General features: G+C 52.5%; 9 protein-coding genes. 4 read left to right on the top strand and 5 right to left on the bottom strand.

All coding sequences use genetic code 11. The features are described from left to right. Positions 1-19: 19 nt before the first annotated feature. From ACHZB8_RS06825 to ACHZB8_RS06805, 5 genes are all read right to left on the bottom strand, one after another. Positions 20-3,001 (bottom strand): glutamate synthase central domain-containing protein, encoded by a 2,982-nt coding sequence (locus ACHZB8_RS06825; RefSeq protein ID WP_316859512.1) that lies wholly within the window; start codon positions 2,999-3,001, stop codon positions 20-22. Positions 3,002-3,511: 510 nt separating this feature from the next. Then, on the bottom strand, positions 3,512-4,576 hold the full coding sequence (locus tag ACHZB8_RS06820) for an ABC transporter ATP-binding protein (protein ID WP_316859511.1): 1,065 nt from the start codon (positions 4,574-4,576) through the stop codon (positions 3,512-3,514). Then, positions 4,564-6,285 carry an iron ABC transporter permease gene (locus ACHZB8_RS06815; protein ID WP_316859510.1) on the bottom strand — a complete coding sequence of 574 codons (1,722 nt, stop codon included), beginning with the start codon at positions 6,283-6,285 and terminating at the stop codon, positions 4,564-4,566. Before ACHZB8_RS06815 ends, ACHZB8_RS06820 begins: the two co-directional genes overlap by 13 nt. Further along, positions 6,285-7,256 carry an ABC transporter substrate-binding protein gene (locus tag ACHZB8_RS06810; protein WP_316859509.1) on the bottom strand — a complete coding sequence of 324 codons (972 nt, stop codon included), beginning with the start codon at positions 7,254-7,256 and terminating at the stop codon, positions 6,285-6,287. Before ACHZB8_RS06810 ends, ACHZB8_RS06815 begins: the two co-directional genes overlap by 1 nt. A 267-nt stretch (positions 7,257-7,523) precedes the next feature. Then, positions 7,524-9,392: a class I poly(R)-hydroxyalkanoic acid synthase gene (locus ACHZB8_RS06805; protein WP_316859508.1), complete on the bottom strand. Its 1,869-nt coding sequence runs from the start codon at positions 9,390-9,392 to the stop codon at positions 7,524-7,526. A 320-nt stretch (positions 9,393-9,712) separates the two neighbouring features. Between ACHZB8_RS06805 and ACHZB8_RS06800 the strand changes: the two genes are divergently transcribed. The 4 genes from ACHZB8_RS06800 (at position 9,713) to glpX (ending at position 14,034) form a co-directional block, all read left to right on the top strand. Continuing rightward, positions 9,713-10,054: a hypothetical protein gene (locus ACHZB8_RS06800; protein WP_316859507.1), complete on the top strand. Its 342-nt coding sequence runs from the start codon at positions 9,713-9,715 to the stop codon at positions 10,052-10,054. A gap of 233 nt (positions 10,055-10,287) precedes the next feature. Then, a complete protein-coding gene (locus ACHZB8_RS06795) occupies positions 10,288-11,463 on the top strand; it encodes an LL-diaminopimelate aminotransferase (RefSeq protein WP_316859506.1) in 1,176 nt (391 codons plus the stop codon). A gap of 196 nt (positions 11,464-11,659) precedes the next feature. Further along, positions 11,660-12,988 carry a homoserine dehydrogenase gene (locus tag ACHZB8_RS06790; protein ID WP_316859505.1) on the top strand — a complete coding sequence of 443 codons (1,329 nt, stop codon included), beginning with the start codon at positions 11,660-11,662 and terminating at the stop codon, positions 12,986-12,988. A 56-nt stretch (positions 12,989-13,044) separates the two neighbouring features. Beyond that, positions 13,045-14,034, top strand: a complete 990-nt coding sequence (glpX, locus tag ACHZB8_RS06785; protein WP_316859504.1) for a class II fructose-bisphosphatase — start codon at positions 13,045-13,047, stop codon at positions 14,032-14,034. The last annotated feature ends 27 nt before the right edge of the window (positions 14,035-14,061 follow it).

Here is a 14,061-nt window from a genome sequence, read left to right as displayed (position 1 = left end):
CTTGAGCTTTGGATTGGCCTCAAGCACGTTGGCAAAATAGAAGAGCGCTAGATCCTTTTGCTTTCAACGTGATCTGGGTGTCCATCCCGTTTCCATGGAAACGAGTTCCACCACCGAACTTGTTTTTGAGAGCAACGGACAGGGCAACCAGACGATCATGCTTTTTCATGCCATTGATCGAAACGGTGAAGCGATCATCTCCGAGCGCTCCGACATACATGCCTCTTACAATGAAATTGTTGTTGCCAACCAGATCATGATGGAACAGTTCCTTTTCGAACTCTTCCGAAGACAGCGCCCAGGTTACATCCGCCGGGAAGCACAGAACATCGCGCAAGGCAGCCGGACGCTCATCGCGTTCAAGCGTCAGATCCTTGACGAATTTGCGATAGCTTGACGTAATCGTGAAGGCATCTATCTCTTCGGGGCTGAGGCGACCGAAACTGGTGTTGCGATAGGCGTCAGAGCTTTTGCCATAGGCATCCTTAAGCCGGGCAACAGGCAGCAGGCGCAAATCGTCAGTATCCGCATCACCATCGGTTGGAGCGCTTTTCTTGGACTGAATTTTCTCTTCCGTCATGTCGACGAAGCCGCGTACAGCCGTGGTGCCATAGGTATGGCCTGCGCCTTCCGATCTCTCTTTGAAGAGGCCAAGAAGCGGAATGTCGTCATCCGTCTTGATTTCGCAGGCGCGTTTGTGCCAATCGACGACGCTTTTGGCAATCGCAGCCATGTTGACGCCACCCACCGTGTTTTTCATGTTCGGAAAATAGCGTTTGAGAATAGGCTCGTCGGTATCAAGGAAGTTGGGTTCGAAGAACTCCCCGCCAATATAGCTCTCGGCGGTGCACAGACCGACCTTGCCCATGGTCTTCATCAGGGACTTGTTGGCGGCTGAAATGAATTTCTCAACCAGAACCTTGGCTTCTACCTGATCACCCTTTGCAAACTCCATCGCACGGGCTTCAACGGCAACCGGCATGACAGCCGATGCGCCAAAGCCAAGAGCCGTGGCGATATTGTGCGGTGAGGCGATCTGTCCGCTTTCCGCAATCAGAGACGCGCGGAACCGCAGGCCCTGCTCGATAAGGCGCTGGTTGGCAGCGGAAATCATCAGAGGCAGGGGAATGGCCGCATGGGTCTTGTCGACCATGCCGTCTGACAGAATGATGATGCCACCTTTGTCGCGCGCCGCTTTCTCGATCTGGTCACAAACATGATCAACCGCAGCAACAAGATCCCTTTCGGCCTTCTCGGCATTGGCCGAATGGTCGACTTCAAGGATCATGGCAATTTCGGTAACCTCGACCTCGGTCTGGCTGCGGATCGTTGCAAGGTTATCGGGAGCCAGAACAGGGGATCTGATGATCAACTGTTTGGTTTCGCCCTTGTTGAAGTGCGGTTTGGCTCCGAGCGCAACGCGCAAGGTCATGCCGTCTGCTTCTCTCAGGCTGTCAAGCGGCGGGTTCGTCACCTGAGCAAAGCGCTGGGAGAAATATTTCGACATCCCGCCTTCCTGATCCGTCAGCGAGTTGATGGCGACGCCATAGCCCATGGCGGAGATCTTTTCCTTGCCGGTCTGCATCATCGGATCCATCAGGAACTTGTAGCTTTCCTGATTGAGTCCGAAGGCAACGGCGCGTTGCCAGTCGCTGAAGTCTTTCGATACGGTCGTGTTGCCGAAGATCCGCGGTAGATCACGCAGATTCTTGCGTGCCTTTTCCAGGAGCGACCGATAATCTCGCTTGGATGCAAGCATCTCAAGAGCTTCTTTTGAGGTGTAGGACTGCTTCGTGGAATGATCGAAATAGAGCATGCCACCGGCTTCAATACGCCCGCGGCGAAGAATGCTTTTCGGTTCGAAGTCGATCTGGCCAGCTTCCGACATGACACACAGATATTCATCTGTCTCGACGGACCGCAATGGACGAAGACCCAACCGGTCAAGCCGGGCCCCGATCACAGTACCGTTGCCGAAAATCAGGGCAGCAGGACCGTCATTCTTTTCTTCATACAGAGAGAAATACTCGAGCATGACCCGCACATCGTCCGGGAAGCGCGTGTCATTCTCCCATGCAGGAGGCATCATCGCCACGACGGCCGTGATGAGATCGAGGTCATCTTCAATGAGCCGCCGCTCGAGGGTCTGGTCAAGACGCGCAGAATCCGACTGGCCGGGAGGCGAATAGATCTGCTGGTTTTTCATCTGAGCGATCGTTGCTTCGGACAAACGGTTTTTCTTGTCCGTGTTCAGCTCGCCATTGTGGGCCATCAAACGGAACGGCTGCGCCATGGAAGGCTGCGGCTCGGTATTGGTCGAGAAACGGGTATGGAAGAAGAGCGAGTGAATCTCATGGTCTTCATCCATCAGGTCGTAGAAATAGGGAATGATCTCGTTCGAGTTCAGACGACCTTTGTAGACCTGGGTGTGGGCCGACATGGAAACGGGATACAGGCCCTTGAGAGACGGATCCAGATAGGCAACGGCCTCGATGTCCATCAGGGCATCATGAATCTTGCGATCAAACTCCTTGGCGCTCATGGAGGCATCCTTGACGAAAACCACCTGATGAACCGTAAGCATGTATTTGACGGCTGCCGGACGAATGACGGAGTTGTTTACAGGCGCATCGCGCACCAGAATGACGCGCAGATTGTTCTTCTCAAGGCTTTCCTTGATCAGTTTGTCTGCGGCATCCCATGATCTCTGGCTTTCCGGCAAGAAAAAGTTGCCAACGCCGAATTCGCCGAGTTCAAGTTTTTCGATCCCGGTGATCTTGCGGAAGAAGGAAAGAGACAAGTCGACACAAACCCCTGCGCCGTCGCCAACACCCTCGGCACTCATGCCGCCACGGTGTGGAACCGTACACAGGGCTTCGTTGGCTTTCACAAGAACATCATGGGTTTGAACACCGGACTTGTAAGTCAAGAAACCAACACCGCAGCTGCTTTTCTCAAAGCTGTGGTCATACAGGCCGAACTGATGCTGAGACTTTTCCAAACCGCTATTCCTCACTTTTAAGGTCGAGATCTCCTTTTCTGGCCCGACAATTTATGGACCAAAATGCGAGATCGTCGTCTTTATTCGAAACCGGATAATTTTCACATCCGCAATGACGACGAGCATATCGCTCGACGGTTCTACTCTTTTGGCAAACGCTCAAGAAAACACGCATTGGCTTGGTTACACTTCAAGCCTTTTCGCCTTTCTGAAATGACACAATCTTAACACAAATTCGTCAGTTGAGGCGCAAAACTCCCGATCATCGCCTTCCAAACAGAAGAAAATGTCGAGAAAAACTTAGCAGAACTAGCGAAGTGCCTAAATGGAATAGTGGAATGCGTCAAGCTCATAAAAGTTCAAAACGGACAATTTTTCCCTTTACATCGCATTTTTTCAGCAATGACGAGCAACTGTTTCTCTGATGCCGTGAATTAAATACATTTGTTCCTGCTTGGATTTTACAAGGTCATCAATCCCTTAATGGTCAGATCTGTTGTTAACAATAAGTCAGCGCGACTTCTCGATGATCCACGCATCTGAAAGCGTAAAATTCAAGAGTTCGCCGTCCATGACAGACTGGCTGCTATAGGATTCGAGTTCTGTTCCATCTCTCATTTCCAGACGAACGCGAAATCTTTCACCAAGATAGACCGAAGACTTGACCCGGGCGGCGAGCCCTTCCGCATGACCAAGGTGAACATTTTCAGGGCGAACGCAAAGACTGACTTTCTGAGCTTCTGCAAGAGCCGTGTTGTTGGCACCATGCCTCGCCACCACCTCATGGCCATGAAGGATAACCTTGCGATGATCATTATCGATGATGCCATCAACATTTCCGGTCAGTATGGAGCCTTGTCCAATGAAGCGAGCGACCTGTTCACTCGCCGGGCTGCGATAAAGCGTTTGAGGTTTGTCGACCTGAGCGATCTCGCCATCAAACATCACGGCAATCCGATCTGCCATCGCCATGGCTTCAGACTGATCATGGGTTACATAGATCATGGTTGCCCCTGAAGCCTTGTGAAAGTCGACGAAGGTTCTTTGCATCACATCGCGCAAGTGGGCATCAAGATTGGCCAGAGGCTCGTCGAGCAGAACAGCATCAGGCTCCATAACGAGACAGCGGGCAAGCGCAACGCGTTGACGCTGCCCACCCGAAAGGGTCGACGGTTCGGCATCTGCGTGATCGAGCAGCGAGACGGTCTCGAGTGCCTCGGTCAAACGCTCTTCTATCGCCGAGATCGACAGGTTCCTGATCTTGAGCGGATAGGCGATATTCTCCGCAACGCTCATGTTCGGCCAAAGGGCGTAGGATTGAAAGACAATGCCCATATTGCGCTTTTCCGGCGCAACGTGACGATGGTTACCCGACAGGAGTGCATCATTCTTGAAAATCTGACCTGACGAAGGCTGTTCAAAGCCTGCCGTCAGACGCAACAATGTGGTCTTGCCACAGCCGGAAGGCCCGAGCAGCGCGATCAACTCGCCGTCAGCGATATCGAGCGAGATCGAGTTGAGGACTGGGGTGTCGTCAAAAGACTTCGAGACGTCACGATAAGTCAGCTTCGCCACGGGATAACTCCTTTGGGCAATCGATTGCCCATGAATTCTATAAGGCCCATCAGCGCTATGATCACCACAACGACCAGCACAGCAACCGCAGACGCAAGAACGCTTTCGCCGCTGTCATCAAGGTTGAAAATGATCACGCCAAGGGTTTCATTGCCCGATGACCAAAGCAGTGCCGATACCGTGAGCTCGTTGAAGGCTGTCAAAAACACCAGCAACCCTCCTGCCGCGGCAGACGGAGCGACCGCGGGCAACAGGATATCAATCAGTCGCCGCGCCGCGCTGGCCCCGCAGGCTTGAGCCGCTTCCTCAAGATTGGGATCCATTTGCTGAAACGAACTGACGACAGGGCGCAACGAGACAACGAAGAAACGAGCGAGATAGGCAATGAATATGATACCAAGCGTTCCGTAAAGGCTGATCCCGGCAAGCGGTATGCGCTGAAAGGTCAGAATGCAGGCGATGGCAAGAACGATCCCCGGTAGGGCATACGGAATTTCGATTATGATATTGAGTATTTGCGCAAGACCGTTTCGCCTTTTCATCATGCCATAGGCAAGAGGTACTGTCAGAAGAAACAGGGCCAGGGCCGCACCAATGGAAAGTCCGAAACTGTTCACGAATGCTCTGGCGGTTGCGGCTTGCCGAAACATGACCTCGCGAAAGGCGTCAAGCGTTGCGGTTTCGAATGACAAAGTCATCCCATAGGCCGGAACCATCGAGGCCGAAACAAGGGCGATAAGCGGTACGATCAAAATGAAGAAGAGCACCAGCCAAACAAAGATCTCGACAAGCAGGCGATATCGACCTAGCGAAATATCGAGAGGTTTGCCCACAATACCATGCAGTCGATAGTCCCGCCCTTTGACCAGATGATGATGGGTGATGACCCCGACGGCGGCGATAATGCCGATTAGAATTGCAAGGACCGCAACTTCCGACAGAATGGATGGGCCAAAGCTCGATAGTTTCGAATAGATGAGCGTAGGCAGCATCTGGATGTTGGCCGGGATGCCGAGCATGGCTGAAATACCAAAGTTTCCAATGGCCGTAACGAACGTCAATGCGACACCGGCGATGAGAGCAGGGCTTGTTATGGGCAAGATGACATCGCGCCAGACACGCAAGCCGTGAGCACCGGCAAGCCGTGCAGCTTCAACCTGCTCGCGAGGCACCTGTCGAAGCGCAGCGCGAAGGGTAAGAAATATCAAAGAGGCATGCTGAATGCCCAGCAACAGTGCAATGCCCCATTGAGAGTAAAGCGGTTGTCTGGAACCAAGGGGAGGGGCAAGACCGATCATCTTGAGAAAGGCACTCGTGGGCCCGAACATTTGCAGCCAGGAAAGAGCCGTTATCTGCGGCGGGATCATCATCGGCAGCATGAAGCAAAAGACGAGCGCGGCCTTGTGGCGAATGTCGGTCAGAGCAACCAGAAAGGCAAAGACACCACCAATCAGCACAGAGACGATGGTGCCTGCGGCCGAAATGAAAAGCGAATGCCATGTGGCGCGCCAGGTTTCCTGCTCCGCCAGCACTTTCGTGAGATGAACAGCGGAGAAAGCGCCCTCCTGCCAGACCCCCTGAAAGATCAGCCGGGCAATGGGAAAAAGACACAAGACAACGATAACGGGCGTGAGAATAGCAAGAAAAAGGCCTGGCCGACCAGAGGATCGGCCAGGCTTAACACCATTCACGATGGTGCCAAGCGACATTATTTCACTCCGAACATGTCAGCAAAACGCTTCTTGTTCTCTTCGGCATTTTTCAAAGCGGCAGCTGGATCGAAAGCCATCAGCTTGATTGCGCTGCGTTCCGGAAAGCCTTCTGGGACCTTGGAACCGTTGATCGCTGGAATGTAGCCCTGAGAAAGAACCAGATCCTGACCTTTGCCAGACAAAAGGAAGTCGACAAATTTATGGGCAGCATCGACATTCTTGGCGCTCTTCAGAATGGCTACTGGCTCGGTCACATAGGAAACGCCTTCTTCAGGGAAGACGAATTCCACCGGAGAACCTTTTGCCTTGCTGCGAATGGCAAGATAGTCGACGACGACGCCATATGGTTTTTCGCCAGCGGCCACCGCCTTGAAGGTCCCGCCATTCCCACCTTGTGCGCGGGCTTCATTGGCAGCAAGAGCCTTGTAATAATCCCAGCCGAGGTTCGCATCACCTGTCAGCGTGGCAAGATGAATGAGGGCTGCACCGGAATAAAGCGGAGACGGCATCGCAATCATGCCTTTCTTGTCGGCAGCAACAAGATCTTTCCAGCTCTTTGGCTGATCCTTGACGCCGGTATTGTAAACGATGCCCGTCGTGATCAGTTTGGTGGAATAGTAGTAGCCTTCAGAATCGTAAAGGGCTGCATCGTAGGAATCGGCAGCTTGTGCCTTGTAAGGCTGCAATTGTTCCTGTTGCTTGAGGCCTTCAAGCGTGACCATGTCAGCGATCAGAAGCACGTCAGGACGAATATCGTTGGCAGCGATTTCAGCCTGCAATTTGGCCATGATCTTGGTTGTGCCATCGCGGACCCAGGTAACCTTGATGTCGGGATTTTCCGCCATGAAGGCATCAACAGTCTGCTGTGCATCGGTGTTTGGCTGGCTGGTGTAAAGAACCAGTTCTTCGGCAAGAACTGGCGTCGCTGCAAAAGCGGCAACAGCAAAGGAAAGAATAGATTTGCGCATGGTTTTGCTCACACATCGGGAGTGGGAAATGCGGATTTGTCCGGGTGAGCCACCATATAAATAGCGGCGCGTTACGATATAATGACAGCTCAATGACAATCATATGGCACTTGTAAGACCCTTTTGCGAAGGCTTGTAAGCGGCCAAAGTATCGAATTAAGCATCTGTTTTAAAAAGGATAATAAAAACGGAGAGCATTCGCTCAAGGTGACAAATTACTCATTTTGAGTGAAAAATCATGGAAAAGCGAGATGTATCTGTGACAGCTCAAGAACAGACACGGACATAACTGCCCGGAGCCTCTTCAAGAGGCTGCAAGACAGTCCCGCCGATGCTGCGGGAATCAACCCGATCCGGACAACATCTCTCGATCCATGCCTGCCAGTCTGTCCACCAGGATCCAGCTGATTTGTGTGCTGAACGGAGCCAGTCGTCAAACTCGACGGGTGAAGGATCTGCCCGCCAATATTGATATTTGTTCCGGCTGGGTGGATTGACCACACCCGAGATATGACCCGATCCGGTCAGGACAAAGTCGACAGGACCGCCAAACTGCCTGAACCCCTTGTAGATCGATCTTGCCGGTGCAATATGGTCTTCCCTTGCCGCGAGGCAGTAAATCGGCACGGTGACCTTTTCCAGTTGCAGGAAAGTGCCATCGACTTCCATTTTCCCCCGCGCCAACGCGTTTTCCAGATAGCATTTGCGAAGATAATAGGAGTGACAGGCCGCGGCCATACGTGTGGCGTCGGCATTCCAGTAGAGGAAATCAAACGATGACGGTTCGATGCCGCGCAAATAGTAATTGATGAGATAGGGCCAAATGAGGTCGTTGGGGCGCAACATGTTGAACACGTTGGTCATGCTGGAGGCATCAAGAAAACCTTGCACATCCATCAACTCGTCCAGCGCGACCATCTGCTCCGCATCAACAAAGGCTCTCAAATCTCCTGCCTCGGTGAAATCCACCTGACTGGCAAAGAAGGTGGCTGATTTTACATAGTCGAGTTCATTCGCTGCAAGATAGGCGAGGGTGGCAGCAAGCAGGGTTCCGCCGACGCAATAGCCAGCAACATTGACCTTGTCTTCTCCTGTTACATTCCTCACATGGTCCAGTGAGAACAGTATCCCTTCGTGCATATAGGAGAAAAAATCCTTGTCGCGAAGCGACTCATCCGGGTTGACCCAGGAGACAACAAAGACCGTGTGACCCTGTTTGACACACCAGTCGACAAAGCTCTTTTGTGGCGTGAGATCGAGTATGTAATATTTATTGATCCATGAGGAGAAAATCACCAGAGGGGTTTTGATCACCCGTTCGGTCTGCGCTTCATATTGAATGAGTTGACACAAGTCATTTTGCGCGATCACCTTGCCCGGTGTAACGGCGATAGTCTCCCCGATGGTGAAGGCTGTCTGGTCTGTTTGCCTGATCGGCAGCTCACCCTTGCTGTTCAGAATATCCTGACTGAGCAACTTGAGGCCATTGATAACATTCTCGCCGCCGGAATCGATCGTTTCGCGCAAAAGCTCGGGATTGGTGAGAATGAAATTCGAGGGAGAAATGGCGCTCAGGATCTGCAACAGATAGAATTTGGCCTTGAGCCTCATATGCTCGTCGATATCAGCCGTTTCATCGAGGATGTCGTTGGCCCATCGGCAGGTCATGAGATAAAGCTGCTTTGTGAAATTGAAAAAGGCGTTGCTGGTCCAAGCCGGATCATCAAACCGTTTGTCACCCTTCTCGCAGGTTACAATATCCGCTTCCTCACGTCCCATCCTTCTGCGGACCAACTGGCCATAGAGTTCAAGATATTGCCCAAACAACCGCATCTGGGCCTGAGATGCGCGTTCCGGGTCTGACATCCAGTAGCTGACGACATGCGCAAAGGCCTTGGTCATCGGATTGGCAAAGTTCTTGACCTGCTTTTCCCGTTCCGGATTTCTCATTGTCAGAAATGAAGTCGCCACCTGTCCAAGCTCGACAGCGATCCGAGCGATGGAGATCGCAAGCTTGTCCGGATCGTACTCCCAAGTGCTACCGGAGGAGGAAGAGCTGCCATTGCCGGATCGGCCGTCATTACTGGAATCACCGCACGACACGAACTCATCCTCGCGATTTTTTCCTTCATCCATTGCTTATTCCGGCCCTTACTTATCGACAGCCCGGCATGAAGCTTTGCACATGAATCGGGACATGCCATTTCTTATCCAGCAGCTGGCACTTGCACACGCCAATGAATGATAATGCAAAAAATCAATCAAGGGCGCAAAAATAGTGTTCGGCGATACGCATATATGAAAGATTTGAAAAAAACGCAATTTTGACTCAAAGATCGGATAGAAAAAGTTTGAAAAACAGGTGCGTCGACAATTGAACCGGCCAGAGTATGATCCCATTTACGAATCTCACAAGCTTGCATCTTGCAAACAGGAACCGGAGTGATTTTGCAGTAATGACGGCCATTTTGTCGAGCAACGGCAATCGCAACCTCAAATCAGCAAAACCCGCCAGCGTGCGGCTCGCGCTGGCCTCGCTCCCGCTTTTGTTTTTCGTTGCCGGTTGCGCTTCAACGCATCAGGAACTGGCGACGACCAGCAAACAAAAGAGCCAAGCCGTACTCACGACCGCGCGCGAGTCCTTTGAGTTGCTCAATGAAACGACAGTGGAACAGGAAGCTGCCGCTTATCCCACCATCAGCAATATCGCGACAACAGACCCAACCCTTTTAAGTCAGGAAGAGCAGGAAGCGATCAAGAAAGAGCTTCTGCTACTCAATCCCAATCTGCAAAAGTGATCGGTCATGTCACTTGTCGCCGTGATTTTCAGGCGATATCGGACAGTGTTATCGCTTGCACCGCCCCACTATCGTCGTATTAGCATGTGCACAAATGGAATTAGTGGTGGCAAAGCAAACGCGATGACTCCATTTTCTTTTTCGTTTCACCGGCATCTGTCTGACAGCGGCCAGTGCCAATATCCGGCAAATGCCTTCACTTAGTCTCTGAGCTATTCTCAAGGAGCCTTTCAATGGATGAATTCCATAAAATTCGTCGTCTTCCGCCTTATGTCTTCGAGCCCGTTAATCGGATTAAGGCGAAAGCGCGAGCGGCGGGTGCGGATATCATCGATTTGGGCATGGGCAACCCCGATTTGCCGACACCGCAACATATTGTCGACAAGCTGACCGAGACGGTTCAGAACCCGCGAACCCATCGCTATTCCACTTCACGCGGCATTCCCGGACTTCGCAAGGCTCAGGCTGCCTATTATGATCGTCGTTTTGGCGTGAAGCTTGATCCCAATACCGAGATCGTCGCGACACTTGGGTCCAAGGAAGGCTTTGCCAACATCGCTCAGGCCATCACCAGTCCGGGCGACGTCGTGCTCGTTCCCAATCCGACCTATCCCATCCACTCATTCGGCTTCATCATGTCCGGAGGGGTGGTGCGTTCCATGCCGGCCGAGCCCAATGACGAGTTTTTCCGCTCGATTGATCGCGCTGTACGCCACTCCATCCCGAAGCCGATCGCACTCATCGTCAACTATCCGGCCAACCCGACCGCCTATACGGTCGACTTGCATTTTTACAAAGAGGTTGTCCGGGTTGCCAAAGAGCATGAGATCATGGTGCTGAGCGATCTGGCTTATTCCGAGATCTATTTCGACGACAATCCACCACCGTCTATTCTTCAGGTTGAAGGGGCCAAGGACATTGCTGTCGAATTCACCTCACTGTCCAAGACCTTCTCCATGCCCGGCTGGCGCATGGGCTTTGCGGTGGGGAACGAGCGCATGATCAACGCTCTGACCCGTGTCAAATCCTATCTCGATTATGGTGCATTCACGCCCATTCAGGTTGCGGCGGCCTCTGCCCTCAATGGCGCTGAAGACTGCATCAGGGAAGCAAGGAAAACCTATCGAGAGAGACGCGATGTCATGGTTGAAAGCTTCACACGGGCCGGCTGGCCAATCCCGAGCCCGAATGCAACCATGTTCGCCTGGGTTCCGGTACCTGAACAATTCAGAGATATCGGTTCGCTCGAATTCGCTAAACGACTTGTAGAAGAGGCCCACGTGGCGGTTGCGCCGGGTGTTGGCTTCGGCGAATATGGCGATGACTATGTTCGTCTGGCTTTCGTTGAAAACGAACAGCGCATTCGTCAGGCCGCTCGTAATATCCGGCGCTTTCTTGCATCGTCCTGATCTTTGCCAAAGCAAGTAATCTCATCCGCGAGAGCAAACTCATTCCATTCAGTGAAATTGTTCTTGCGGATGATCCCCGCCTTTCGTATTTATCCTGAAGTTTCCTTGTTCTTGATTTTCTAGTCTATTTGCTCTGAAAAACTCATTGAACAACCCATAAACCCACCCGATTACGACTTAACGGACTAACAACTCTATGAGCGACCCCCTCAAGCTCGGCCTCGCAGGTCTTGGAACCGTTGGCATTTCCGCACTTCAGCGCCTTTTAGCCAAAGAAAACACACTGGCCGTAAAAGCCGGTCGCACAATCAAGGTCAAGGCGATCACCGCCCGCAGCCGCAACAAGGATCGCGGTGTCGATCTCAGCCAGTTCCAATGGTTTGACGATCCCGTGGCAATGGCAAAGTCACCGGATATCGACGTTTTTGTCGAACTGATTGGTGGCGATAGCGGCCCGGCAGAAGAAGCTGTCCGAACCGCTCTTATGGCAGGTAAACATGTCGTCACTGCAAACAAGGCTCTGCTTGCCAAACACGGCAATGAGTTGGCCCGCCTGGCAGAAGAGAACAACGTATCGCTTAACTTTGAGGCAGCCGTCGCCGGCGGCATTCCCGTCATCAAGTCGATGCGTGAAAGCCTTGCATCAAACGAAATCTCCCGCGTCTACGGTATTCTGAACGGCACCTGCAACTATATTCTGACCAAGATGGAAGATGAAGGGCTGTCTTTCGATGCGTGTCTTTCAGAAGCGCAGCGACTGGGATATGCCGAGGCCGATCCGACTTTCGACATCGAAGGCTACGATACCGCCCATAAACTGGCGATCCTGACAAGTATCGCATTCGGGTCAGAAATTGAGGCCAACTCGATCTTTGTCGAAGGCATTACCTCGATCACGCAGACCGACATTTCGGCTGCTGATGATCTCGGGTTCCGCATCAAGCTGCTCGGTGTTGCCATGAAAACGGACACCGGCATCGAACAGCGCGTGCATCCGACCATGGTTCCCAAGGAATCTGCCATTGCACAAATCTCTGATGTCACAAACGCCGTAGCCATTGAAGGCGATGCCGTTGGTTCCATAACTCTTTCCGGTCCGGGCGCTGGTGGCGATGCAACTGCATCGGCAGTCATTGCCGACATTGTCGATATTGCACGTGGGTTGCAGATCATTCCGCTGGGACGAGCGACCGAAGCATTGGAGCCATATGAACGTGCACGCATGCGCGCTCATGAAGGCGGCTACTATATCCGTTTGCGTGTGACCGACAAACCGGGCGTCTTTGCTTCCATCGCAAAAAGGATGGCCGAGCAAGCCATCTCACTCGAAAGTATAGTACAAAAAAAGCCGAGGCATAAATCCGATCCCAAGTCAGCTGTTTCAGCAAACCGTGATATGCCGCAAGATCTTGTGCTGATTACCTATATGACGACAGAAAAGGCTGTCAGGGCAGCTATTGAAGCCATTGAAAAGGATGGTCATATCGTTGCACCCCCTCAGGTTATCCGAATTGAGAGATTGTAAATCACAGTGCTATGTATATTGGATTGATTATTAATTCGGGTCGAAGGGAAGTTTAAATGACTGAAATTAGAGAAGCGAAGGTACTGGACCGCATCCTGACCCTCGAAATTGTACGCGTTGTCGAGCGAGCCGCTGTTTCTGCCGCTCGCATGCGCGGACAGGGGAATGAAAAAGAGGCCGATCAGGCCGCTGTTGATGCCATGCGCAGGGAATTGAATCAGTTGCCAATCGATGGCACCGTGGTTATCGGCGAAGGGGAACGCGATGAAGCGCCCATGCTTTATATCGGTGAGCAGGTTGGCAACAAGCATGGCCCGAGAGTCGACATCGCACTCGATCCGTTGGAGGGTACGACCCTTTGCGCCAAGAACCAGCCCAATTCACTCGCCGTGATTTCAATCGCCGATGAAGGAAGCCTGTTGAACGCGCCCGACGTTTACATGGACAAAATTGCGATTGGTCCAGGTTACCCCAAAGGTCTCGTCGATCTGGACCGTAGTCCTGTCGACAACCTCAACGCGCTGGCCAAGGCGAAGAATGTTCCTGTTTCCGAGCTTAATGTCTGCATTCTGGACCGTCCGCGTCATGCCAACCTGATCGAAGAAGTAAGAACCACCGGCGCAGCGATACGGCTTATCGGTGACGGTGACGTCCAGGGCGTTATTCATACCACTGATCCTGACGAAACTGGCATCGATATCTATATGGGCATCGGTGGTGCGCCAGAGGGCGTGCTGGCAGCCTCGGCTCTGCGGTGTATCGGCGGGCAAATGCAGGGGCGTCTTGTCATCAACAGCGAGGAACAACGTGAACGTGCCATTCGCATGGGCATCGCAGATCCGTCCAAGAAGTTTGAATTGATCGAACTGGCCGGTGGCGATGTGACGTTTGCCGCTACGGGCGTGACCGATGGTGCCATGCTTTCAGGTGTCAAGTTTGGACGCGGTGTGATCAAGACACAAACGGTTGTCATGCGCTCAACGACCGGTACGGTTCGCTGGATTGAGTCTGAGCATCGTCAATTCGACAAATTCCACCTCGATTGATAAGCGCCGGAAAACGACCCGTCAGAC

It is taken from the genome of uncultured Cohaesibacter sp., assembly GCF_963556055.3.
In the GTDB taxonomy this organism is placed as follows: Bacteria; Pseudomonadota; Alphaproteobacteria; order Rhizobiales; family Cohaesibacteraceae; genus Cohaesibacter.
This window is presented reverse-complemented; position numbering and strand designations above follow the sequence as displayed.

Coding starts and splice junctions, on each gene's coding strand:
- ACHZB8_RS06790 (WP_316859505.1), top strand. CDS start 11,660: ATGAGCGACCCCCTCAAGCTCGGCCTCGCAGGTCTTGGAACCGTTGGC.
- ACHZB8_RS06810 (WP_316859509.1), bottom strand. CDS start 7,256: ATGCGCAAATCTATTCTTTCCTTTGCTGTTGCCGCTTTTGCAGCGACG.
- glpX (WP_316859504.1), top strand. CDS start 13,045: ATGACTGAAATTAGAGAAGCGAAGGTACTGGACCGCATCCTGACCCTC.
- ACHZB8_RS06815 (WP_316859510.1), bottom strand. CDS start 6,285: ATGTCGCTTGGCACCATCGTGAATGGTGTTAAGCCTGGCCGATCCTCT.
- ACHZB8_RS06805 (WP_316859508.1), bottom strand. CDS start 9,392: ATGGATGAAGGAAAAAATCGCGAGGATGAGTTCGTGTCGTGCGGTGAT.
- ACHZB8_RS06795 (WP_316859506.1), top strand. CDS start 10,288: ATGGATGAATTCCATAAAATTCGTCGTCTTCCGCCTTATGTCTTCGAG.
- ACHZB8_RS06800 (WP_316859507.1), top strand. CDS start 9,713: ATGACGGCCATTTTGTCGAGCAACGGCAATCGCAACCTCAAATCAGCA.